Source organism: Fontibacillus phaseoli (assembly GCF_003337355.1).
GTDB lineage: Bacteria > Bacillota > Bacilli > Paenibacillales > Paenibacillaceae > Fontibacillus > Fontibacillus phaseoli.
Genome location: NZ_QPJW01000010.1, coordinates 33208 through 57786 on the forward strand (window position 1 = coordinate 33208; position 24579 = coordinate 57786).

The window sequence follows — 24579 nt, forward strand, 5'->3', positions numbered from 1 at the left end:
CTACACCACGTATTTCTCTCCTTCAATCACTTTGGCCGCGATTTGGCGCTTTAATTCCAGCGTATTGACGGCGGGGCGTTTCGCAAGCTTCTTGAGGACGGACAACTGCGTCCGCAGCGTATCTCCGGTTTCCATCGTCGCCAGCACCTCTTTCGCCCACGATTCGATCAAGCCAAACTGCTCATGGATAAATGACGTCGTCATCGCAATCGCGGTCCCGGCTTTGCCTTCTCCTGAGCGGTCCATCATTTTCCGGGTACGGAAGAGAGCGCTTTCCATCGCAAAAATCGAAATCATGATATCGGCCAAGTGGCTCAATACTTCCTGTTCCCGCTCCAGATGCAACTGATATTTCTGTACGGCCTGCGCGCCGGCCATCAGGAAAATTTTCTTTGCCATGGCCAGCAAATGGGCTTCTTGTTCCAGAGTAGCCTCAAATTCCTTCGATGGCATCGGCTCCATGAGCTCCGACTGCAGCTTCATCGCCTTTTGCATCAGCGGCAATTCGCCCTTCATCGCCCGCTTGACCAGCGTACCGGGAATCAGCAGCCGGTTAATTTCATTCGTGCCTTCAAAGATCCGGTTAATCCGCGAATCGCGGTAGATCCGTTCGATCCGGTACTCCTGAATAAAACCGTAACCGCCGTGGATTTGAACGCCTTCATCCACCACGAAATCAAGAGCCTCCGAACCGAACACCTTGTTGATCGAACATTCCAACTGATATTCCGCGATTGCTTTGGCTGACTGGTAACCGACATCCTCACCGCTGTGATCCACCTCGGCGAGACCGACGTCAAACAACCCCGCAGTCCGGTATACCATGCTTTCCAGCACAAACGTACGGATGTTCATCTCCGCCAGCTTCTTGCCGATCAGCGGGAAAGACGATATCTTGCGGCCGAATTGGGTTCGTTCATTAGCATAAGCGGCGCTCAGCTCAATGGCATCCTTCGCCGCCCCTACGCATCCGGCAGCCAATTTGAAGCGCCCAATGTTCAGGATATTGAATGCGATCAAATGACCTTTGCCGACTTCCCATAACAAGTTCTCGACAGGCACATGGACATCCTCCAGAATCAGCGGACAGGTGGAAGAGCCTTTGATTCCCATTTTTTTCTCTTCCGGTCCGATGCTGACGCCCTGCATTTCCCGCTCAACGATGAACGTGCTGAAATCTTTGCCGTCCACCTTGGCATACACGATAAAAATGTCGGCAAAGCCCGCATTCGTAATAAACTGCTTCGTGCCGTTCAGCACAAAATGGGTGCCGTCCTCCGACAGCTTCGCCGTCGTCTTGGCGCCGAGCGCATCCGAACCGGAAGACGGTTCGGTCAGGCAATAGGCCGCGATTTTTTCACCGGTCGAGAGGCTCGGTAAATATTTTTGCTTCTGCGCCTCGGTGCCGAAATAAACAATCGGCAGCGTTCCGATCCCGACATGGGCGCCAAAGGAGAGCGCAAACGAGGAAGCCTTTGTCAGCTTCTCGTTAATGAGTGTCGTGCTCACTTTGTCGAGCCCCATCCCGCCGTAAGCTTCGGGGACATCGGCTCCAAGCAGTCCCAGATCGCCTGCTTTCCGCAGGAGGTCCACGGTCAAGCCGTAATTCAGCTTCTCCACCTCTTCGTCGCGGGGAGCCACTTCGCCTTCCACGAACTGCTCCGTCGTCTCGGCGATCATCCGCTGTTCTTCGCTGAAATCCTCCGGCGTCACGATTCCCCGGTAGTCCACATCCTCAATCACAAAACTTCCGCCAAGCACCTTATCCATCGTTTCATGACTCATTTGTGATCCTCTCCTTTTGCGATTTTTCAATACCCCACACGTCACGGACAAAGCTAATGACAGTCATCCGTTAAGTTCGATGCACTTTGCGCGTGGACCTCGAACACGCCGGCGGCCCCCATGCCGCCGCCGATGCACATCGACACGACGCCGTAACCGCCCCCGCGGCGGCGCAGCTCCTGAATGAGCGAGATGGTGAGCTTCGTCCCGGTGCAGCCGAGCGGATGACCGAGCGCAATCGCGCCGCCGTTGACATTGACCTTGTCTTCGTCAATGCCCAGCTCGCGGATGATGTGCAGGCATTGCGAGGCGAAAGCCTCGTTAATTTCGAACAGCGAGACGTCGTCCAGGCCTATCCCCGCCATGTCAAGCGCCTTCGGAATCGCCTTCACCGGGCCGACGCCCATCAGCTCCGGTTCCACGCCCGTTAAAGCGAAGGAGCGGAACGTAGCGAGCGGCGGCAATTCCAATTCCTCGGCCCGTTCCCGGCTCATCACGACGACCGCGGCTGCGCCATCGCTCATCTGCGATGTATTGCCCGCCGTTACCGTGCCTCCCGCCTTAAAGCCCGGCTTCAATTGAGCCAGCGCTTCCATGGTCGTATCCGCCCTCACGCCTTCGTCCGTATCGTACGTAATTGTCTTGCGCTCCAGCCTCCCTTGAGCGCCAATTTGAGAAAGCTCTGCGGTGACCGGAATGATCTCGTCCTTGAATTTCCCCTCCGCGATCGCTGTCGCCGCTTTTTGATGCGAACGAAGCGCAAACTCGTCTTGGTCCTGACGGGAGATGCCGAACTTCTCCGCCACCCGTTCCGCCGTATGGCCCATCGCCATGTAGACCTCCGGCATCTCATCGACGATCCTTGGATTCGGCGACACCTTGAAGCCCGTCATCGGCACATGGCTCATGCTTTCGACGCCACCGGCGATCAGAATCTCCGCGTGGCCAAGCATGATCCGTTCCGCCGCGAAAGCAATGGATTGCAGCCCGGACGAGCAAAACCGGTTGATCGTAATGGCGGGCACCGTCACCGGAAATCCGGCATACAGCGACATGATCCGGGCGAAATTCAGGCCTTGCTCCCCTTCCGGCATCGCACAGCCGATGATAATGTCCTCCACATCTTCCTTCTTTAATCCCGGTGCCCGCTCAATCACAGCTTCCAGCACCGCTTTGCCCAGATCATCACTGCGGGTTTGCGCCAGGCTCCCCCGCTTCGCCTTGCCAACTGCCGTGCGCGCCAAAGAAACAAGTACGGCTTCTTTCATGGATTCAGCCTCCTTTTCATTAATTCCGCAGCGGTTTGCCCTTAGTGAGCATGTATTGCATCCGCTGTCTCGTTTTCGACTCACCGCACAGGCTCAAGAAAGCTTCCCGCTCCAAATCCAGCATGTGCCGTTCCGTCACCAGGGAGCCGGCCGGAACGTCTCCGCCCGCCAGCACATGAGCCAGCTTGTTTGCAATTAGCAGATCGTGGTCGCTGATAAATCCGCTCTCCCTCATGCCGAGCGCACCGAGCCGAAGCACCGCTTTACCCTCACTGCCGACAACACGCAATTTGCTTTCGGGTATCGGCTCGTAGCCGGAAGCGGCTAAGCGCAGTACCGCCTGCTTCGCCTCATAAATCGTATGATCCGGATTCAGTACTACCCGGTCACTCGGTCTTAGATAGCCCAGGTTTTTGGCATCATGCCCGCTGGTAGACACTTTCGCCGTCCCGACCGTTTCAAAGATCCGGTTCATGTAAGGCTGGAGATCGGTCTCAGGTAATCCGGCTTGCTGACTGGCCCGAAGGGCGAGTTCCTTGCAGCCGCCTCCGGCCGGAATCAGACCGACACCGACTTCCACCAGCCCATAGTAGGTTTCCGTCGCCGCAATGACCTGGTCGGCAGGCATGCAAGCCTCCACGCCGCCGCCCAAGGTCATCCGGTGCGGCGCCGCAATCACCGGTTTTTCAAACCTTTTCAATTGATACATCGTATTTTGAAATAACCGGATAATATCATCGACTTCGTCCCATTCCTCGTCCTGGGCTTCCATCAGCAGCAGCATCAGATTTGCTCCAACGCAGAAGTTTTTGCCCTGATTGGCGATCACAAGCCCGGTGAAATTCCGGCGGACTTCTTCGACGCTTTGCGAAATCATCGACAAGATATCGCCGCCGATCGCATTGTTCGGAGAGTGGAATTCCAGGCAAGCTACCCCATCGCCGAGATCGATCAGGCTGGCGCCGCTGTTTCCCTTCACCACCCGGTTCTGCATCTTCAAACCCTTCAGCGATATTACTTCCGGCGGCAGTTCCACGTCTTTATAACGTCCTTCGAAAACATGGAACAGCTTGCCGTCCTCTTTCCGGTAGAAGGAAGTGTTGCCCGCCGCGATCCATTCCTTCACCCAGGACGGAACGGTCAGCCCCTCGGCCTCCATCTTCGACACGGACCTGACCAAACCGATAGCATCCCAGGTTTCGAACGGGCCCATTTCCCAGTTGAATCCCCATTTCATCGCTTCATCGATTTCCCGCACGCTTTCCGCGATTTCACCCAGCTTTTCGGCAGCATACACCAGCACCTGTTTCAGCACGTTCCAGGCCAGATCGGCATACCGGTCGCCACCGGCCAGCAAGGCGACGGTTTTCGCCTTGGCGCCTTTCGCCAGCTTGGCGGCTTCCAGCGAGCCGGATGCCGGCTTCTTCTGCGGACGGTACTCCATACTTTGCAAATCGAGCGCGAGGATCTGGCTTCCGTCCGGTCCTTTCGCCTTCCGGTAAAAGCCCTGGCCGGATTTTTCCCCGGTCCGTCCCTGGGCAACCATCTGCTTTAACACCTCGGGCGCGGCGAACACCTGCTTCTCCGCTTCATTCGAAACGTTCGAGTACACGTTATCCGCCACGTGAAGAAACGTATCGAGCCCGACTAGATCCAGCGTGCGGAAGGTTGCGCTCTTGGGCCGCCCCATCGCCGGACCCGTGACCGCATCCACTTCTTCTACCGTATACCCCTTGTCGATCATCTCGCCCAGCGTGACAAGAAGGCCGTAAGTTCCGATCCGGTTGGCGATAAAGTTCGGCGTATCCTTGGCGAGTACAACCGTCTTTCCGAGCGTTCGCTCACAAAATGAACTTAGCTCCGTCACAAGCTCCGGGTTCGTCATTTCTCCCGGAATGATCTCCAGCAGCTTCATGTACCGGGGAGGATTAAAAAAATGGGTTCCGAGAAAATGACTCCTAAACTCCTGCGACCTGACCTCCGCCATGGCATTCACGGAAATCCCGGACGTATTTGTACTGACGATCATGCCGGGTTTCCAATATGGCTCCACTTTGGCCAAGAGCTCTTTCTTGATTTCAAGATTCTCGACAACCACTTCGATCACCCAATCGGCCTCACCGATTTGGGAGAGATGATCCTCCAGATTTCCCGGCGTGATACGCTCTGCAAAATCATGGTCATATAACGGCACGGGCTTCGTCTTCTTCAAATTCTCAATCGCCGAAACGGCCAGCCGGTTACGCACCGCCGGATGCTCCAGCGTATAACCTTTTGCCGCTTCCGCAGCAGTAAGCTGTGCCGGTACCCTATCCAGCAGCAGGCAGGGAATGCCCGCATTAGCGAATTGGGCGGCGATTCCCGAGCCCATGATACCGGAGCCGATGACGGCTGCTTTTCTAATCGGTTTATGCATATTCCTGATACCTCCGTTCAGATGAATATAAATGATGTATGACATGCCGCTGGTCTTTCTTGAATCAGGCTCCTTGCCTTGCAGGCGATGTTGATTCGCCGAAAACGGAGAGTTCCAGCAGCTCCGCGATATCTCTGGCTTTCACCCGATCCTCGACCTCCTTCATTTTGGTGCCGTCCTCCAGCATGGTCAGGCAATACGGGCAAGCGCTACTGATGACGGTCGGCTGTACCGCCAGCGCCTGCTCCGTCCGGGCCAGATTGATCCGCTTTCCGCTGCTTTCTTCCATCCACATCATCCCGCCCCCGGCCCCGCAACACATCGCGTTCTCCCGCGAGCGTTCCATTTCCACAAGCTCCACGCCGGGGATTGCCTTCAATACATCCCGGGGTTGGTCGTAAACCTCGTTGTACCGCCCCAAATAGCAGGAATCATGATAGGTGATCCGCTCCTTCACTTCATGTTTTGGCGCCAGTCTGCCTTCCCGGATCAACCGGTCCAGGAACTGCGAATGATGCAGTACCTCCACCCCCTCCATTCCGAATTCCGGATACTCGTTTTTGAATGTATTGAATGTATGCGGACAGGCCGTAACGATTTTGCGGACCCCATACTTTTGGAAAAGGACGATATTCTCCCGGCATAGCTGCTGGAACAGCAGCTCGTTGCCCATCCGCCGCGGCGTATCACCCGAATTTTTCTCCTCATTGCCGAGAATCGCAAAGCTTATGCCGGATTCTTTGAGCAGCCGGGTGAAAGCTCGGGAAACTTTGCGGCTGAGGAGATCGTAGGAGCCCATCGATCCGACGAAGAACAAAACTTCGAAATCCGGATTTTCTTTCACCGTCGGTACAACGACGCCCTCCACCTCTCCGGTCCACACCGCCCGATCATTCCGGCTGATGCCCCAAGGATTGCCTTGACGCTCGATATTGGTGAGCGCACGCTGTCCTTCCTGCGGCACGCTGCCCTGCATCAGGACGAGATGGCGGCGGAGATCGATAATCTTGTCGACATGTTCGTTGCCCACCGGGCACTGGTCTTCGCAATTCCGACAAGTCGTGCAGGACCAGATTTCCTCCTCGGTTATGACATCGCCGACCAGTTCCATTGCGGTGAGATCGGTACCTTGTTCCCGTTCTTTCCATGTCTTCTTTTGCCAATCCAGTGTTGGCGTGATATTCGTTACTTCTGCAGAATCAGAATCGTTCCATTCCACTTCGGCTTCTTCCTGCGTCATCCCATGCGTGACCCTTCCGGAGGCTGTCCCGATGACAAATTCCGGAGCCCATGGGGACTTCCCAGTGAGCTCGGCGCCCTTTTCCGTCAGATGATCTCTGAGCTTGGTGATTAAATGCATCGGAGACAGACTTTTACCGGTATTTGAGGCAGGGCAGACATTAGTGCAACGTCCGCACTCCACGCAGGCATAGAAGTCCAGCATTTGCTTTTGGGTGAAATCCTCGATTTTACCGGCCCCGAAGCTTTCGGCTTCTTCGTCTTCCAAGTCGAGCGATTTCAATCGGCCGACCGGTTCCCTGCGCCGCAGCCATATATTAAGAGGAGCCGTAATGAGGTGAAAGTGCTTGGATTGAGGTACGTACACGAGAAATGAGAGCAGAATCAGCAGATGCAGCCACCAGAACACATAAAATGTTACTTTCGCTCCGATGGCGGGAAGACCGTAAAAGACTGTGGCGATTAGTGAGGAAATCGGGGCAAGCGCAGATGATTCAAGACCGAGCCATAAACGCTCGAATCCCAGCGACAATAGCACCGAAAGCATAAGCGAATATATGAAGAACACGACGAGGCTGGGCTTCCACCCTTTTTTCAGCCGGGGAAGCTTCTCCCCGTAACGACGGTATGCCGCATAACCCATGGCAATGAGGATCAGTAAAACGGTAATTTCCTGCAAGAGTCCGAACACCTCGTAGGCGGGGAGAGGAAGATGTACTCCTTCCGTCAAACCCTTGACGATCAAGTCGACCGCACCGAACTGCAAAATAATAAAACCGTAAAAAACAACGATGTGCATGACTCCGCTTTTTTTGTCCTTCAGCAGCTTCTTCTGTCCGAACACTTGGGCCATGAACTCGCCCCATCCGCCTTTCGACCGCCAGGAGAAATCCGCCCTCCGACCTAGCTTTACATACAAAAACCGATGATAGACAGCTCTGTAGAACAAATAAATCCCGTATCCCGTCACCGCCAAAAACAGACCCAAATGAAGCAACTGCCACACCATCTCTGCTCCCACCCTTTCTTTCGAATTGATTGAATCGGATCAGGTCAAGCCAGGGTAAGCGTTTACATTATGAGATTTTAAAAATGCGCCTCTATTGACAAAGCGCTTTCACTATCCTAAGATGAAGAAAAATGAATGAGTATTCATTCAGTTGTTTTAAATTTTAGCATTGAGGTGGCTTTATGACAAGTAGGAAACAGGAAAAATTTGAAATGATTTTGGATGCCGCGGAAAAAGTCATTGCGGAAAACGGGTTTCACGGTTCCCAGGTGTCCAAAATCGCCAAGGAGGCCGGAGTCGCCGACGGTACGATTTATTTATACTTTAAGAAAAAGGAAGATATCCTGATCTCCTTATTCGAAGATCGGTTGGGTAAGCTGGTCGCCCTGTTTAACGCGAGCATGCTTGAATCAGGCACTGCGGCCGAAGCGCTGTACAAAGTGTGCGAAATTCATTTCACCCAGCTCGAACAAAATGTGAATTTGGCTTATGTAACGCAAATCGAACTGCGCCAGAGTTCCCTTGAATTGCGCAAAGCGATTGGATTGTCGGTAAAGCCCTATATCCAGTTAATCGAGCATATTTTAAAAAGAGGCATCGAAGAACAATCCTTTCGCTCCGATCTGGATACGAAGCTGACGCGCCAGCTTATTTTCGGAGCCATGGACGAAGTGGTCACTTCGTGGCTGATCTCAGGGCGGAAATACTCCTTGTCAGCCCAGGTTGACAGGACGGTAGATTTTTTCTTGCGCGGTTTGAAATAAGAGGTTGGCTCAAAAAAGTGGACTTTGAGAGGAGACGTACCTGATGAACATTTACGTAATCCTGAAACAAACCTTTGATACGGAGGAAAAAATACTCGTTCATGACGGTGAAATTGGCGATGACGGCGTGAAATATATCATCAATCCCTATGACGAATATGCCGTCGAAGAAGCCCTTCGGCTTAAGGAACAGCACGGAGGAAAAATAATTCTCGTCTCCGTGGGCCCCGAACGGACCGCCGAAGCGTTGCGGACCGCGCTGGCAATGGGCGCCGACGAAGCCGTGCTGATCTCTGACGACGAGATCCGTACCGATGAATCCGGGATCGCCGCCCTGCTTGCCGCCTATTTTAAGGGACAGTCGTACGATGTGATCCTCGGCGGCTACTTCTCGGTCGATAACGGTGCGGGGCAGGTGGCGGTCCGTCTGGCACAACTGCTGGAGATTCCACATACCTCGGCCATCATAAAGCTGGAAATTGGCGGCGGCCAGGCTCTGGCGATCCGCGACGCCGAAGGAGACACCGAAACGGTCGAAACTTCCCTCCCGGCTCTCTTCACCGCCCAGCAAGGACTTAATGATCCGCGCTATCCTTCCCTGCCCGGAATTATGAAGGCAAAGAAGAAGCCGTTTCAACGGCTGGGGCTGGATGATCTCGGGCTCGGCGAAACCGAAATTACCCCAAAAAGTCAGCGCACCGCCCTTTTCAGCCCTCCGGCCCGTAAAGCCGGGGTAGTGCTGCAAGGCGGGCTGCCCGAACAGGCTGCAGAACTTGTCCGGCTGTTGAAAACGGAAGCGAAGGTCCTTTAAATCCAAGCGCCTATATTTCGAGGAGGGATATTCTATGGGTAAAACGTATGCTGTCGTAGCCGAAGCGCGCGACGGAAAATTGCGGCAGGTTTCTCTGGAAGCGCTTCAAGCAGCGGCTATGGCAAAAGAAGACGGCGATCAAGTGACCGCCGTGCTGCTCGGATACGAACTTTCCGGACCGGCTAATGAACTGGCCGCCCGCTTTCAGGGCCAGGTGCTCGTGATCGACCACCCCGATTTAAAAACATACCTCGCGGAAACGTATCTTGCCGCGCTCTCCCAAGCATTCGACACCCTTCGTCCCGATCTAGTCGTGTTCGGTCATACGGCGGTTGGACGGGATCTCGCTCCGAACATCGCTTCCCGCTTGCAGGCCGGTCAAATTTCCGACGTGACCGCGATCGAGAAGAATGGCGGCGAAGTACTTTATACCCGCCCCGTCTATGCCGGCAAAGCTTTTGAAAAGAAGGTGTTTCTCGGCGGCAATGGAGTTATCACTCTGCGTCCTAACAATATCCCGCCTGCAGAGCCGGCTTCTTCGCCTGCCGAAATCGTGGCTTTTGACTATACTCCAGAGCCGTCTTTGCGCTCGGCGGTTAAAGAAGTCGTTCGCAAAGCGACCGGCAAAATCGATTTGACCGAGGCTCGGGTGGTCGTCTCCGGCGGCCGCGGAGTCAAAAGTCCCGAAGGCTTTAAACCTCTGGAAGAGCTGGCCGAAGTGCTCCAGGGCGCAGTCGGCGCCTCCCGAGGCGCATGCGATGCGGGCTACTGCGAATATGCCCTCCAGATCGGGCAAACCGGCAAGGTCGTGACGCCCGAAATCTATATCGCTTGCGGCATTAGCGGGGCCATTCAGCATCTCGCCGGAATGAGCCAATCCCGAGTCATCATCGCCATTAATAAGGATCCTGAGGCGCCGATTTTTAAAGTGGCCGACTACGGGATCGTCGGCGATTTGTTTGAAGTCATTCCCCTCTTGACGCAGGAATTCAAGCAAATGCTGGTTTAAACTTAATCATTTTTTGAAACTGTCATCCTGCCCATAAACCTGGCCAGCCAGGTTTTCTTTTTTTTCCGGATGCGGTAGGTCATTCTCCGCTCTCTGCATTCATTCCGGATCTGGCGAATATAACTGCAAGGGTTGTGAAATGATTTCAATTCCAATTCCTTTCTGTACAGCTCCTCGTAATTCATTTTAAAACCTCTCCCCTTCCTTCTTCACCGATTGCCGATGTGTCAACTTGCTCTCATTATCATCTTTAAAATCAGGAAGAAAAAGTGTACACTATGGAAAATGCATTTCCCCTTTTCCGGATAATCTCTTGCTTTGGGGGAAGCCAATTGCCTTGGGAGGTGTTCTATGCTCACAGCAGAGCGTTATATCACACTGTTGAACCATTATGCCGGGCCGGTAACGGGCGAACAGGAGGAATATGAGGTGGCGCTTGAGGATTTAACGGCGCTGTTTCACTGTACGGAACGGAATGTCAAGCTGATCGTCCGCAAGCTTCAAGAGGAGGAATTAATCGGCTGGATTCCCGGCCGGGGCCGGGGAAACCGTTCTCGCATTCAATTTCTCGTCAAACGCGAGTTTTTTCTGCTGGAGTTTGCCAAGCGGCTGGCGCAAAAAGGGGAATATCGCTACGCTTTTGAATTCCTGCATCAGTATGAAGAAGACAAATTGATTCTTGAGCAGTTTATCAAATGGTTGAACAACCAATTCGGCATGGAGAAATTAAGCGATGACATCCAGGCCAGGGATGTGTTTCGCCTTCCGGTATACAAAGCTCCGCTTTCGCTGGATCCTGCAGAACTTTACTATGGCTTTGACTCCCATCTGGTCCGGCAGATGTTTGACCGCCTCGTCCAGTATGATTCGGAACAGGAAGCCGTCGTGCCTCTGATCGCCCATCATTGGGAGAGCAATGAATCCGGAACGGAGTGGACTTTCTTTTTGCGTAAAGGGGTCCGCTTTCACCATGGAAAAATATTAACTGCCGAGGACGTTGTCTTTACTTTAGAGCGCCTTCGTACGGAGAAGATGAACGCCTGGCTGCTGTCTACGATGGAGCAGGCGGAAGCCTTGGACGCTAGGACCGTCAAAATCAGTTTGCGGCAGCCTAATTGGCTTTTCCCTCGCCTGATGTGTTCCTCCTGCGCTTCCATCCTCCCCTCCGATCTCGGCGGTCAGAATGAATCCAGTTATTGGATGCTGCCCAGCGGCACCGGCCCTTTCCGAATGGCGGTCTGGAACAGCAACAGGTTGGAGCTGACGGTAAATGACGATTATTTTCTGGGCAGACCTTATCTGGATGGGGTTAAGCTAATTTTCTTACCCGATAACATCCCGAATATATCCAAATTGAAATGGGAGCAGCTTATCGCCAATGACTCCCGTATTCCCGCCAAAGCCGGTGAGGATTGGCAGCGCATCGAAACGCTAAGCAAAGGCTGCAGCCTGATGACGTGGAACCGCAACAAAAAAGGGCCTCAGCAATCCTTATCCTTCCGCCAGGCTGTGAATCTCATCATTGACCGGATCGGGATGATTCAGCATTCAAGCAAATCCGGTTATCCCGCCCGAAGTTTTGTGCCGCAGGAAGAAACCGAGTTGGGTATGTTCTGGTATGACCTCGATGCAGCCAAACAACTGCTTGAGCAATCGGGATATGACGGCTCCCCTTTCCTGCTCGTAACCAGGGATACGGACGCCGATGAAGCCGAATGGATTCAGAAGCAATGTGCGAAAATCGGCATTACGATGCACCTCCGTTATGAAGAAAGAAGCGCGCTTACCCGGGTTGAAACGGTTCAGGAAGCGGATGCGATGCTGACATGTCTCGTTTTTGCGGACGATGAGGTTTGTGAACTGGAAAGTTATCTTCAAGCGAACAGCTCGATCTATCAGCACTTGGATCCGGGACTCCGAAAGTGGATTTTCCAGCTTACGGATCAAATCCTTGCCACCAAGTCCAAAGAAAAAAGACGTGCGCTATTGCGGCAAATTGAATACCGCCTCCGGGACGAAGCCCAGGTGCTGTTCCTGATTCACCAAAAATTAAGCACCTATGTACACCCTTCCGTGCGCGGTCTGGTCATCAACAATTTGGGCTGGATGGATTTTAAAGATATTTGGCTTACTTCGACAAACGAGCGCCAATTGGAGAGCCCGGTGCGGAAAATGAAAAAAAGCGTTTGACAGGTTACTGTCAAACGCTTTTTTATGAATGTCCGCTTATTTAAAAACTTTGAGTCGGGTATCGATCGGTGCGAATTGCTTTTCGCCAGGTTCTGCGGCGATGCCGCCGAACGGCAATTGAGCAATCAGTTTCCAGCTTGCAGGCAGGTTCCATTCTTTAGCCACTTGTTCGTCAACGATCGGATTATAGTGTTGAAGCGATGCTCCCACGCCTTCATTTGCCAGTGCAGTCCAAACGACGAATTGCAGCATCCCTGAAGATTGGTTGGACCAAACCGGGAAGTTGTCGGCATACAGGGCAAACTGCTCTTGCAGACCTTCTACAACCGCTTGATCTTCAAAGAACAATACCGTACCGCGACCGCTGCGGAAAGATCCCATTTTTTCTTCGGTCGAAGCAAAGCCTTCAGCAGGTACGATTTTACGCAGTGTTTCTTTGGTCAAGTCCCAGAACTTGTCGTGCTGTTCGCCAAACAATACTACCACTCTCGCGCTTTGCGAGTTAAAGGAAGATGGAGTATGAAGGACGGCCTCTTCTACGATTTCCTCGATCCGGGACTCCGATACCGGAATTTCTTTGCTGATTCCATATACACTGCGTCTTGTTTTGATTTCGTTTAAAAATTGACTCATTTTGTTTACCTCTCCTTATTCAAATTAAGAATATTGTACAACACTTACATTTATTCAGTGACTATGGATAGTATATTACATGAAATATTTTTTGTTTGCAAGACGTTCTTTAAAAATATTTTGCTCATATTCTAATTTGTTAAGTCTGGGTTATAATGGAAACAAACTGGCTCGGGAGGTAACTTTCGTGGCAAGAACAAAAATTTTCATCAGCTCCGTTAACGAGGACGGGCTAAAGCCGCTTCGACGAAGCGTTTTTCGGGAACTCGAATCCTTGGGGCATGAACCCGTCATGTGGGAAGAAAACCTCGGTCCCTGGCCCGCTCATGTCGATCCTGTGGTTCGTTGCCTGGAAGCCGTGGAGCAATGCGATATTTATCTGCTTTTTATCGGAGACAAAGCCGGTACATATCATGATAAAGCGTCAAGAACGATAACTCATATGGAATTCATCAAGGCGCATGAAGAGGAAAAAAGTATCCTAGTATTTGGCGATGTTGAAATTAAGGCGGCTTTCTTCAGCAAAGTCAGGCCGCTCCTTGAACAGTTCATCGACGGTTACATATCCAAGGAAGACCGTTTTCCCTCTCCCTCTCATATGATGGAGATGTTAAGGAACGACGACCGGGTCCCCAAAAACATCGATCCTTATGTATGGTTCCTTCTGTATGACATGATGTTACGCAAAGTGTACATCGATGACCTGTCGATCGGGGTAATGATTGATTGGAAGACCTATTTCAGCGACCTGCTGCGCCGGGGCTCCCTGCTGCTTCCGCTGGAAGAGTCCATTGAGCAAAATGCCGAACGGCTTGACCAATTTGACGAAGCCTTCGAGCTTTTGACCGGCTTGATGCCCCAGTTGCAGATTACCGGGTTTCGTCAGGCGCAAAAATTCCTGGAATTGATGATAAGCCGGCTACCCGGCGGCATGATTGAACAGCAATACGGACAATATATGAGTGAATCCGTAGGACATTATGACGATTGCTGTGCGGCCACGCTTTATGAACTGCGGGATAACGGCCTGAATTTTGTGGCCAAAGCAGGGACTGCGGCTTCCGTACCGATTTTTATGCTGGACGATAAGAGCTCTTACGCCGTACTTACCCTTGAATTGGGGGATCCGGGAGAGCAGGTGTTTTTCAAGGAAGCCAAGAACATGATTTATCACTGCATTCGGTCCGGCAATTATGTCATCACTTTACACTACCCGGCCGATCCCGACTGGAATTATAAGAAATTCATCCACTACAAAGAGAGTGTCAATCATGCTATAATGAGTAAAAATCCGCTCATCATTGAATTTATCAAATTATGCCTGGGGGGAATGCACCCATGAGTTCCGGAGTCTTCGTATCCAAAAACGGACGGGTGAGCAAAGCTGTCGGAAGCCAGCCCAAAGAAGCGCTGCTGTTTGCTCCGCTGTCCAAAAATTCCTCGCAAATCTTGCGCGAGCAGCGCACGGCAATGAAACGCAACAACAAACAAATCAAAGACCGATTTGCCCAGGCTACCAAACGGGCATAAATAAAAAACGCTCTCCCGGTTTCTTTAACCGAAAGAGCGTTTTTTTGTATATGCGGATTAAACTATCCCTGTTCATACCGAGCAGAAGAATCATGAAGCCGGTAGAATTATTGCTGTAAATGCAACAAAATAATAACTGAATATGACGTGTCTTTTTTGCACTTGTAATATAAATCGATGGAATTTCGAGTATTGCCGTACTCAAAGATAACAATCTCGAGTTAGCTGACTAGCTTCAAGCCAACAGCCGATCCAAGCACCATGGCAATAAATACAATTCTCAGGACATTTTTTGGTTCACCATAAAAGATCATTCCGAGAATAGCTCCTCCGGATGCTCCTATTCCTGTCCATACAGCATATGCTGTTCCCATCGGCAGAGTTTTCATGGCTACGGACAAGAACAAAAAGCTTAATCCAAAACCTGCAACCAATAAGAGGAATGATGCCGTGTTACGGTCCTTGTTCACTTTATTGATCATTAGGACTCCGAACATTTCACATAGCCCCGCTAAAATAAGAAATACCCAATCCATGTGTTACGCCGCCTCCTTTTCCTTATCTTTGCTTAGCATTTTTAGCCCAATAACACCCAATAGCAGCACTGCAATGAATACCATCTTTTCAATTCTAATAGGAGAATCAAATAAAATAATTTCCGCTAATACAGTACCCGCTGTACCTAAACCAACAAAAACAGCGTACACAGTACCCACTGGAAGGAATCGAGAAGCCCTGATCATCAAGGTGAAACTTACAATGATGGCAATCACCGTACCTCCCCATTCTAGAAACCCGCCGGCATGTTTTAATCCAATAACCCAAGCCACCTCAAATACCGCAGCTATAACGACGGACAACCACGTTTTGTTCATTACTTTCATCCTCCTCATTAAAATTGCACCACATGAAGTTTTAATTAAATGTGGCGGAAATATACAAAAGCCCGGGAAACAAACTGTTATTAACAGTTTATCTCCCAGGCTTTTATCCCTCCGTGTCCGCAGAGTATGCTCTGCGTGCCCCCTCTCGGACCATGACCGGCGACTGCCGCGGAACCCTAGGAGACAAAGTGAGTCCTATGATACACGATGTTGATGTTCGGGTCAAGGTCAATACAGAAAAATCGATTGGACCAGCGTCCGTTAGTTATTTCCATGACTCGACTTGTATCAGGAAATGGTTTGATCTAACATAGACAACAGAGGAATGAGTGCCAAATCCATGTATGTATTGAGAAAGGAGGAGAAGAACATGAGCAGTAAGCTGTTTTCTCCGTATACCATAAAAAAGGTGACCCTAAAGAATAGGATCGTTATGGCTCCGATGTGCATGTATTCAGCTTCGAATGAGGATGGAAAAATCGGAGATTGGCATCGGATTCACTATGCCACCCGAGCCGTTGGCGGCGTGGGATTAATCGTTGTGGAAGCGACGGCCGTCCTGCCGGAGGGCCGAATCTCCTATCGCGACCTCGGAATCTGGAGCGATGAGCATATCGCCGGGTTGAAAGAGATCACGGATCTCATTCACCAGCACGGGGGCAAGGCGGCTATTCAGTTGGCTCATGCGGGACGGAAGGCCGAATTGAACGAGGATGTTTTCGCGCCGTCGGCCCTTCCTTTTCCCGGGATGAAAAATCCGTTGGAAGCGGACGAGAATTATATTCGCCGTGTTGTCGAGGCCTTCTCGCAGGCGGCTCGCCGGGCCAAGGAAGCCGGATTCGATATTATCGAGCTTCATGGCGCCCACGGCTATCTGATCAATCAGTTCCTTTCCCCGCTTGCCAATCGGCGGCAGGATGCCTACGGCGGAACAGCGGATAACCGTTATAGGCTGTTGGGCGAGATCATCGATGCCGTTAAGACCGAATGGGACGGGCCGATATTTGTACGCGTCTCCGCAAACGAATACGATGAAAACGGGAATTCCCTGGAGCAATATATTGAATATTCCCGTACCCTGAAGACTCAGGGCGTGGACTTGATCGACTGCAGCTCCGGCGCCGTAGTCCCTGCCAAAATCGATATTTACCCGGGTTATCAAATCAATTTGTCCGAACGAATCCGGCGGGAGGCCGGAATTGCAACCGGCGCCGTAGGGCTCATTACAAGTGCTGTACAAGCCGAAGAAATCCTTGGCAATGAACGCGCCGATCTCGTATTTCTCGGACGGGAGCTGCTTCGCAATCCGTACTGGGCTTTCAATGCCGCCAAAGAGCTTGGCGCCGAGATCGACCGCCCGCAACAGTATGGAAGAGCTTAAGGCGCCTACCCGATTTGACAGGAACCTGTGTAAGGAGTTGGCAACTGGCGTATGACAAATCAAAATAATCCTCAAGAACAAAACCCGCGTTCGGCTTATAAGCGGGTGCTTATCATGACCGCGGTCGACGCCGAGCGGGAGGCCGTGCTTCGCGGCCTGGGCCGGGCGGCGTCGACGGCTGGCGCGGATATAGCGCCGGTCGTCGACGTACGGCTGGCCGGGGTCGGGCCGGCGCGCGCCGCGGCGTCCACGGCGAGCGAGCTGGCTAGCGGCGCGTACGACCTCGTCGTTAGCGCCGGTATCGGCGGCGGCTTTGAAGGCTGCGCGCCGATAGGCTCGCTCGTGGTAGCGAGCGAAATCATCGCGGCCGACCTCGGCGCGGAGACGCCGGACGGCTTCGCCAGCGTGGACGAGCTCGGCTTCGGCTCGGCCGCCGTGGCGGTCGCCGGCAGCCTGGCCACCGGCTGGACGGCGGCGCTTCAGGCAGCCGGGCTCCCGGCATGCTACGGGCCGGTGCTAACGCTGTCCACCGTCACGGGGACGGCGGCCACGGCCAAGTTGCTGGCCGAGCGCATACGGGGCGCGGCTGCCGAAGCGATGGAAGGCTTCGGCGTGGCCGCGGCGGCACATCGGCTGGGCATCCCCGTGTTGGAAATCCGTGCAATTTCCAATAGGATCGGCCCCCGCCAGCGCGAACTTTGGAAAATCGGCGAAGCTTTGCAAGCCTTGGAAGAGGCTTGCTCAATACTACCGGAGGTGCTGCAAACATGAATATCGCTTTTTCGCCCTGCCCCAATGATACGTTCGTTTTTCATGCCCTGGTGCACGGTTTAATCCCCGGTGCGCCGGACTTCGACGTCACTTATGCGGATATCGATATTACGAACGGCCTCGCGGCCGGCGGCAACGGTCCAGATATCCTGAAAATCTCATACGCCGCCCTGCCCTGGGTGCTGGACGAATACGCCTTGCTGCCCTGCGGCGGCGCGCTCGGGCGCGGCTGCGGCCCGCTCGTCCTGACGGCGGACGGACAGCCCAGCGCGGCGGATCTCGCGGGCCGGCGCGTCGCCGTGCCGAGCGAGCGCTCGACAGCCTACCTGCTGTTCCGGCTATGGGCAGCGCAAAACGTGCCGGGCGGCATTGGTGAGATCGTCGTCCTGCCGTTCGACGAGATCATGCCTGCCGTGAGAAACGGCTCGATCGACGCCGGGCTCGTCATTCATGAGGCCCGGTTCACCTATCGGTCCTACGGGCTCTACATGCTCGCCGATCTCGGCAACTGGTGGGAATCCGACACCGGACTTCCCATCCCGCTTGGGGCGATCATCGCCCGCCGGTCGCTAGACCTGGAAGCCATCTCCGGCTGGATTCGTGCATCCGTGGAATATGCCTGGTCACATCCGGAGGCATCGGCGGAATACGTTCTCGAGCATGCCCAAGAGATGTCCCCGGACGTCACCAAGGCCCATATCAACCTGTACGTCAACGACTACACGTCCAACCTCGGCAACGACGGCTATGCGGCCGTTACGGCCCTGCTTGAACGGGCCGCGCGCGAAGGACTGGTCCCGCAAGTAGACCTGTCGTTATTAAAGAAGTAACGCCAAAACAGCCTGGGGGAGATGATTCCCAGGCTGTTTTAATCAAGTTTGCTGGCGCTTCTGGTGCTTCTGGTGCTTCTGGTGTTTCCGATGTTTCTGGTGTTTCCAGTTGATCTAACGGACACAGGAGACGTTATCGACCCTGAAATCATACTTTTTGTGCGCTAACGGACACAATGGACCTTAAATGACCTCATCAGGTTCAAAATTCGGGGAAATGTCCAGATTAACGGCTCTGGTGTCCGTTAGATTCCGAAATAAGCAATTTCTCGGAGTTTAACGTCTCTCACGTCCGTTAGATTATCTTATGGGTTCCGCTCCAGCGTATCTCCCCTAAGCACGGATTAGGCCATGGCTTCAGTGAACCAACTTGCCACATTTAACCCTCTTCTCCGATTGCAGTCAAACTCGCTTACGTTTCGCCCCCGAACCTCTGGCGGTACCCGCATTTGCGGCATAATTCTTCAACCGCGACCCGCCGCGAAAATCCATCATACAGCCGGTTCGCCCGCTCTCCTTCAACAATTTCCGAAAACGGGGTCTCATGGACGTTGCCCAAATTGATGACGCCTTCGCCATCCAGACAGCAAGGAATGACCGTGCCGTCGACGAGGATTCCGGCCTGATTGCGCAGCGCATGGCAGAATCCTCTGCCATCGTCTTCCTTGGCTTTTAAATCGGGCCAGTCGAACTCATGATCCTGATTCAGGTAGATACGGTCGGCCAATTTAATGCCGGTCCCTGGCTGAACTTTTTCCTCGATCCGGTAATCCAGTCCGAATTCCTTCTCGATCAGTTCCAGCGTTGCCCGATTGCGGCTGCGTTCCAAGTTGGTTTCATTGTCCTTCGTCAAATTCCAGAGCCGAAACGACACGAGCAGATCGGAGATCGCGGTTGCCTCTCTTACGAAAGACAAGACGCTCGTAATGTATCCCTCCCGGTCCTTTGATCCCTCATGACCATCGAAACTGTGCAGGGAAAAATTCATCTGCCGCAGCGCGGGTTTACCCAGCAGTTTGGTTGCATTCTTGCGGATTAAGGTGCCATTAGTCGTAATATTGACTTTAAAGCCCTTTTCATGACTGATGTCCAGTAACTGATCGATTTTGGGATGCAACAGCGGCTCCCCTTTAACGTGAAAATAAATATAATCCGTGTGCGGCTTGATATCGTCAAGAATCTTAACAAAATCATCGATCCCGATAAATTGGGCCTGCCGATGGGTCGGCGGACAAAAACTGCAGGCCAGATTACAAATGCTGGTTGTTTCTATATAAAACTTTTTGAATTTTTTCATGATTGCCTTAACCTGCTTCTCTCCGGTATTTTTAACAATTTTTAATAGCCGAGGGGTATGCGTAAGTGGATCTAATACCTCTCATCCATCGTTCCTCCATCAAAATATGATTTCTGTCACATCAAAATATATTCTATCTCAATTTGTCGGAAGTCCCAACTGAAAATTTCCTTAGTTCTGCCCCGAAGCGATTCCTTAATCAAAAAACTGCATATGCGGCTTGTCCGCCTTATAGTAATCTATTCTGTCCGCCAAAGTTCCTGTGTGAAACTCAAACCTGTGGCCATCGGGATCCAAGAAATAGACCGAACGTTGATCCCGCTCGTCCCGCTCACGTCCCGGTAGCACCTCGGCTCCCGCTTGCACCAGCTTGTCCATCCATTTGTTCCAATCCCCCTCTTCAATCGTAAAAGCGATATGTGTGTATGTACGAGGATACAAACTACGTTCTACTTCTTCCTGATTCAAGGCAAGCCAGAGTCCGTTCAGATCAAAATAAGCCAAAGTTCTTCCCGCAACCATTAACTTGGCGTCAAAGACTTTTTGGTAAAAATCAATCGATTTGGCCAAATCGGATACCGAAAAACATAAATGATTAATCCCTTGAAGCTTCATTTCTTATTTTCCCCTCCGTCCAAAAAATCCAGGCCAGCGGAGCCAAGAAGACTCGGCTCCGCTCGCTATATCCTATTGGGTCAACCTTCGCGGTGCAACGCGTAGCGTAATGACGATTATGCAATTTTCGATAATACATTCAACTCTATATTTTCAATAATTATCGGAGTCCCTGCAAGTATAATATCCGAGCCTAGATTGAGCGTCAAAGCGGTCGGTTGAATGGAGTACAACTTGCCTTCTTGTAACATACCGTTCAAATACAAGTTGGAATAGCTATTTAAGCCTATCCCTTCAAAAACTTCAACGGGTTCGCCCAGATCATCTGTGAACTGTTTGGCCTCAACAACAGTCAGCGCCTCCAGATTGGCATCGGGAAAATAAAAGTATCTGTATACGGTCGGCACGATCGTAAGATCAGCTGTGCCCGGTGGTCCTTGAGGCCCTTCGGGCCCTTGCAACCCCCGTTCTCCCTGAGGTCCTTCCGGTCCCATCACTCCCTGTGCGCCTTGTTCTCCCTGAGGTCCTTCCGGTCCCATCACTCCCTGTGCGCCTTGTTCTCCCTGAGGTCCTTCCGGTCCCATCACTCCCTGTGCGCCTTGTTCTCCCTGAGGTCCTTCCGGTCCCATCGCTCCCTGTGCGCCTTGTTCTCCCTGGGGTCCTTTCGGTCCCATCACTCCCTGTGTGCCTTGAGGGCCTCTAGCTCCTTCCGGTCCCGGTGGTCCCGGGAAGCCTGGCAAGCCCTGAGGACCTTGCAGTCCCGGGAGGCCTTGAGCTCCTTGCGGCCCGGGAGGGCCCGCCATGCCTGGCATTCCCGGAAACCCCAGATTCCCTTGTATTCCTTGATCGCCCTGAGGTCCGTTTGTTCCCTGCGACCCCTTTTGACCCGGGGGGCCCTGTATTCCCTGCGGTCCCCGCAGGCCATGCGTTCCTGGCAGGCCTTGCTGTCCCTGCATCCCCTGCAAACCATGCTGACCGGGCATGCCTTGAATTCCTTCCGGCCCCTGACCGCCCGGCATACCATGCAGCCCATCTGCCCCTTTCGGCCCTAGAATTCCTTCCGGCCCAACTGCCCCATGAACGCCATGCGTGCCTTCTACACCCTGTGGACCAGGAATAACCGGCGTCTCATTCGGGCTTTTACCGTTCTTTGGTCCTCGCAGACCAATCCGGCCTCCAGACTTTTTGGGCCGACACGAGGAAGGTTGACCTCGTTTTTTACGGGATTTATACCGGGAACTTCGCTGCAGACAGCGGTTCAATCGTTTTCGGGAGTTGTGCTTCCTACGCCTTTTTAACACCTATACACCTCCATTCGCCACCATCGTCTCCAATATCATATGTCGGCCATCCGACTATGAAACAAACGAACCGCCTTATTTCTGGAACAAAGTCTCCGAAAGGGATGAAACGCCGTTTCAAGCTGAAAAAATAATCATTATATGTTATAGAATCGAGAATTGCCTCGATATCCCGATAATAGGAGGTGAACAACATGCCAGTTATTAAACCTGTATTTACTGCCGTTTCCACGGCCCCTGTAGCTACCGGCGGTGTAATTACGACGGCCATTACCCCTGACACTTCCCGTTACTTTGTGACGCTCACAGCCGGAATGATTGGAGCCACCGAAACGACGATCCCCGCTGCAAGCTTTGTCGATGATGCGAACGGACCAGTGGCGGCCCTGCCGACTTTGGCGGCAAGCGATTATTTTAATGTCTATATTAACGGCGTTCTTCAACAAGCGTCCCTCTCTACGCTGACTACGGCAAGTCTGGTATTGGATACCGTCGATTTGACCGCAGGAATTCCGATCCAATTGGAAGTCGCAAGCTTTTCCACCGTCGCCTCGAATATAACGACTCAGCCCACCATCTCCGCACCTACGATTACTATCATTACTTGATTATCCGCAAAAAAGCCCGGCCAAAGGCCGGGTTATTTTTTACATATCCAATTGGCCTGAATCCGCCATACCTCCTTGCCATGCATTGCATAGTATAGAGCAAATAAGAAGAAAAGGTGATGCTATTGGTCAGTTTTCGCAAGGCTTATTTGCTGAAAGAGCGTTATTCCGCCCGGATGCTGAAGCAGCGAGGGGTTCATGGTGTAGGCGTAGGCTTCAAAGAACCTTCCCGCCCCCGCAAAGGAGCGGCGATTATTGTATATGCCGATACGGTCTCTGCGGCAGCCGCTAAAAACAAAAGGGGTAAAACCAAAACCCAACCTGTATCCCTTCCGCCAAAATTGAAGTCCAAGGTTCCGGTTCGCATCGTTCGCTCGTCCAGGTTTCACAAAAACGGTTCATCTTCGCCCCGGTTTCAGAAACGCATCAGGCCCGTCAAAGCCGGATACAGCGTAGGTACGCCAGATGTCTCCGGGACCGCCGGGCTTATTATCAGTGATCAATGCCGCCCGCATAGCCGCTATATTTTAAGCAACAATCATGTCCTGGTCAATGAAAATTCGAACCGGACCTCGGTTACGCTGCAGCCTGGGGGAGCAGATGGAGGAACGATTCAACGGGACAAAATCGGCTTCATGGACCGTTTCGTCAAGCTGCGCAAAAAGGGCCCCAATTTCCTCGATGCGGCAACTTCAAAACCGCTCCGCCGCAACCTGCTGTCTCCCGAGTATGCCGTATATGGAACCGTCCCCGGCTTTGTCCGCACTTACCGGATCGGCGACGGGTTTAAAAAGGTGGGCCGGACGACCGGAGCTGTAACGGGTACAGTGGAATCGATTCACACCGATGTTCAGGTCAATTACGGCGAATATGGTAATCTCGGCACGATCACCTTCAAAAACCAGAGCGTCATCCGTGGTAAGCGCCCCGTATCCCTGAGCGGGGATTCCGGTTCCGTCTGGCTGACCAAGCGGGGAAACCTTGCGGCGGCGGTTAATTTTGCCGGCTCGGACGAAGGGTATCTCTCCATCGCTTATCCGGTCGACTGGTTCATGAAAGTATTCGGCACCCGCGTTGCCCGCAGCTGTAAGCGGCCGATCATGACCCCAGGCAGGGGAAGTAAGCACAATTATATGTGCGTACGACCGCTTGATTCCAAAATGGGAAGAAAGCTACGCCCCCAAAAATGTCGTTCCGGAAGTAACTCGTAAATAAAAAAGAGGAAAGCTGCCGCATCAGAAAGGCCGTAACCAAAAGGCCATCTGTGGTTGCTTTCCTCTTTATAATTTCAACACTCAAGATCGGTGCTTATTCCATGAAATCCTTCAATCGTTTGCTGCGGCTAGGATGTCTCAGCTTCCGCAGCGCTTTGGCTTCGATCTGCCGGATGCGTTCCCGGGTCACTCCGAATTCCTTGCCTACTTCCTCCAAAGTCCGGGTCCGTCCATCATCCATGCCGAAGCGCAGACGAAGCACGTTCTCTTCCCTTTCAGTGAGCGTATCAAGCACTTCTTCCAGTTGTTCCTTCAGCAGCTCGTATGCAGCCGCCTCCGCTGGAGCCGGTGCATCATGGTCTTCGATGAAATCTCCGAGGTTCGAATCGTTTTCTTCGCCGATCGGCGTCTCCAGCGATACCGGCTCTTGAGCGATCTTCATAATTTCACGCACTTTTTCCGGAGTAAGATCCATTTCCTTGGCGATCTCTTCCGGCGTAGGTTCACGGCCGATCTCCTGAAGAAGTTGTCTGGAAACCCGGATCAGCTTGTTTATTGTCTCCACCATATGGACGGGAATCCGGATCGTTCTCGCCTGATCCGCGATAGCTCTCGTTATGGCTTGACGAATCCACCAGGTAGCATAAGTACTGAATTTGAATCCTTTGGAATAATCAAATTTCTCCACCGCCTTGATCAGGCCCATATTCCCTTCCTGAATCAAGTCAAGGAAAACCATGCCGCGTCCCACATAACGACGGGCAATGCTTACGACAAGGCGCAGATTCGCTTCGGCCAAACGGCGTTTGGCTTCCTCATCTCCCTGCTCAATGCGTTGCGCCAGCTTGATTTCTTCATCGGCGGACAAGAGCGGCACGCGCCCGATTTCTTTTAGATACATGCGAACCGGATCATCAATTTTTACACCTGGCGGCAGCGTCAGGTCATCTGTAAAATCAAGTTCAGTGCCCTTTGTCAAATCCTCTGTCATGGCTCAGACCCCCACCCTAATAAATGGAAAACA

General features: G+C 52.5%; 22 protein-coding genes and 1 riboswitch. Of the genes, 11 read left to right on the top strand and 11 right to left on the bottom strand.

What is annotated here, in order from left to right:
- The 4 genes from DFP94_RS19310 to DFP94_RS19325 all read right to left on the bottom strand — a co-directional run bounded on the left by DFP94_RS19310 (position 1) and on the right by DFP94_RS19325 (position 7717).
- A complete protein-coding gene (locus tag DFP94_RS19310; protein ID WP_114498117.1) occupies positions 1–1785 on the bottom strand; it encodes an acyl-CoA dehydrogenase family protein in 1785 nt (594 codons plus the stop codon).
- 53 nt (positions 1786–1838) lie between these two features.
- Positions 1839–3053 (bottom strand): acetyl-CoA C-acetyltransferase, encoded by a 1215-nt coding sequence (locus DFP94_RS19315; protein WP_114498118.1) that lies wholly within the window; start codon positions 3051–3053, stop codon positions 1839–1841.
- Positions 3054–3072: 19 nt separating this feature from the next.
- The gene (locus DFP94_RS19320) at positions 3073–5469 is read right to left on the bottom strand and encodes a 3-hydroxyacyl-CoA dehydrogenase/enoyl-CoA hydratase family protein (protein WP_114498119.1); all 2397 of its coding nucleotides are present in this window, start codon (positions 5467–5469) and stop codon (positions 3073–3075) included.
- Positions 5470–5533: 64 nt separating this feature from the next.
- Positions 5534–7717: a (Fe-S)-binding protein gene (locus tag DFP94_RS19325; RefSeq protein WP_181873223.1), complete on the bottom strand. Its 2184-nt coding sequence runs from the start codon at positions 7715–7717 to the stop codon at positions 5534–5536.
- 182 nt (positions 7718–7899) lie between these two features.
- Between DFP94_RS19325 and DFP94_RS19330 the strand changes: the two genes are divergently transcribed.
- From DFP94_RS19330 to DFP94_RS19350, 4 genes are all read left to right on the top strand, one after another.
- Positions 7900–8481, top strand: a complete 582-nt coding sequence (locus DFP94_RS19330; protein ID WP_114498120.1) for a fatty acid metabolism transcriptional regulator FadR — start codon at positions 7900–7902, stop codon at positions 8479–8481.
- A gap of 43 nt (positions 8482–8524) precedes the next feature.
- Positions 8525–9292: an electron transfer flavoprotein subunit beta/FixA family protein gene (locus DFP94_RS19335; RefSeq protein WP_114498121.1), complete on the top strand. Its 768-nt coding sequence runs from the start codon at positions 8525–8527 to the stop codon at positions 9290–9292.
- Between the two features lie 34 nt (positions 9293–9326).
- Positions 9327–10301 (top strand): electron transfer flavoprotein subunit alpha/FixB family protein, encoded by a 975-nt coding sequence (locus tag DFP94_RS19340; RefSeq protein ID WP_114498122.1) that lies wholly within the window; start codon positions 9327–9329, stop codon positions 10299–10301.
- Between the two features lie 351 nt (positions 10302–10652).
- A complete protein-coding gene (locus DFP94_RS19350; protein WP_114498124.1) occupies positions 10653–12491 on the top strand; it encodes an SgrR family transcriptional regulator in 1839 nt (612 codons plus the stop codon).
- 36 nt (positions 12492–12527) lie between these two features.
- On the opposite strand, the gene DFP94_RS19355 is transcribed toward DFP94_RS19350, so the two are convergent.
- Positions 12528–13124: a nitroreductase family protein gene (locus DFP94_RS19355; protein WP_114498125.1), complete on the bottom strand. Its 597-nt coding sequence runs from the start codon at positions 13122–13124 to the stop codon at positions 12528–12530.
- 187 nt (positions 13125–13311) lie between these two features.
- Between DFP94_RS19355 and DFP94_RS19360 the strand changes: the two genes are divergently transcribed.
- Positions 13312–14466 (top strand): DUF4062 domain-containing protein, encoded by a 1155-nt coding sequence (locus DFP94_RS19360; protein WP_181873224.1) that lies wholly within the window; start codon positions 13312–13314, stop codon positions 14464–14466.
- Positions 14463–14654 carry a hypothetical protein gene (locus DFP94_RS19365; RefSeq protein WP_114498127.1) on the top strand — a complete coding sequence of 64 codons (192 nt, stop codon included), beginning with the start codon at positions 14463–14465 and terminating at the stop codon, positions 14652–14654. Before DFP94_RS19360 ends, DFP94_RS19365 begins: the two co-directional genes overlap by 4 nt.
- A 221-nt stretch (positions 14655–14875) precedes the next feature.
- Here DFP94_RS19365 and DFP94_RS19370 read toward each other — a convergent pair whose 3' ends face one another.
- Entirely contained in the window at positions 14876–15190 is a 315-nt protein-coding gene (locus DFP94_RS19370; RefSeq protein WP_114498128.1) for a DMT family transporter, read from the bottom strand.
- A 3-nt stretch (positions 15191–15193) separates the two neighbouring features.
- Positions 15194–15529, bottom strand: coding sequence for a DMT family transporter (locus DFP94_RS19375; protein ID WP_114498129.1), 336 nt, complete (start codon positions 15527–15529; stop codon positions 15194–15196).
- 99 nt (positions 15530–15628) lie between these two features.
- Positions 15629–15729, bottom strand: a riboswitch (guanidine-I (ykkC/yxkD leader).
- A 179-nt stretch (positions 15730–15908) separates the two neighbouring features.
- Between DFP94_RS19375 and namA the strand changes: the two genes are divergently transcribed.
- The 3 genes from namA to DFP94_RS19390 are packed head-to-tail and all read left to right on the top strand — an operon-like array spanning position 15909 to position 18520.
- Positions 15909–16919, top strand: coding sequence for an NADPH dehydrogenase NamA (gene namA, locus DFP94_RS19380; protein WP_114498130.1), 1011 nt, complete (start codon positions 15909–15911; stop codon positions 16917–16919).
- A gap of 51 nt (positions 16920–16970) precedes the next feature.
- Entirely contained in the window at positions 16971–17690 is a 720-nt protein-coding gene (locus DFP94_RS19385) for a futalosine hydrolase (protein WP_114498131.1), read from the top strand.
- Entirely contained in the window at positions 17687–18520 is an 834-nt protein-coding gene (locus DFP94_RS19390; protein ID WP_114498132.1) for a 1,4-dihydroxy-6-naphtoate synthase, read from the top strand. Before DFP94_RS19385 ends, DFP94_RS19390 begins: the two co-directional genes overlap by 4 nt.
- Positions 18521–18932: 412 nt before the next feature.
- Here the strand turns inward: DFP94_RS19390 and DFP94_RS19395 are convergent, their stop codons facing one another.
- The 3 genes from DFP94_RS19395 to DFP94_RS26330 all read right to left on the bottom strand — a co-directional run bounded on the left by DFP94_RS19395 (position 18933) and on the right by DFP94_RS26330 (position 21733).
- Positions 18933–19817, bottom strand: coding sequence for a radical SAM/SPASM domain-containing protein (locus DFP94_RS19395; protein WP_114498133.1), 885 nt, complete (start codon positions 19815–19817; stop codon positions 18933–18935).
- A gap of 195 nt (positions 19818–20012) precedes the next feature.
- Complete coding sequence (gene fosB / locus DFP94_RS19400; protein WP_114498134.1) at positions 20013–20432, bottom strand: metallothiol transferase FosB; 420 nt, start codon at positions 20430–20432, stop codon at positions 20013–20015.
- Between the two features lie 116 nt (positions 20433–20548).
- Positions 20549–21733, bottom strand: a complete 1185-nt coding sequence (locus DFP94_RS26330; RefSeq protein WP_114498135.1) for a DUF4183 domain-containing protein — start codon at positions 21731–21733, stop codon at positions 20549–20551.
- Positions 21734–21927: 194 nt separating this feature from the next.
- Between DFP94_RS26330 and DFP94_RS19410 the strand changes: the two genes are divergently transcribed.
- Positions 21928–22341: a DUF4183 domain-containing protein gene (locus DFP94_RS19410; protein WP_114498136.1), complete on the top strand. Its 414-nt coding sequence runs from the start codon at positions 21928–21930 to the stop codon at positions 22339–22341.
- 119 nt (positions 22342–22460) lie between these two features.
- Complete coding sequence (locus DFP94_RS19415) at positions 22461–23552, top strand: S1 family peptidase (protein ID WP_245954986.1); 1092 nt, start codon at positions 22461–22463, stop codon at positions 23550–23552.
- Positions 23553–23649: 97 nt separating this feature from the next.
- On the opposite strand, the gene rpoD is transcribed toward DFP94_RS19415, so the two are convergent.
- Complete coding sequence (gene rpoD / locus DFP94_RS19420) at positions 23650–24546, bottom strand: RNA polymerase sigma factor RpoD (RefSeq protein ID WP_114498137.1); 897 nt, start codon at positions 24544–24546, stop codon at positions 23650–23652.
- Positions 24547–24579: the final 33 nt, after the last annotated feature.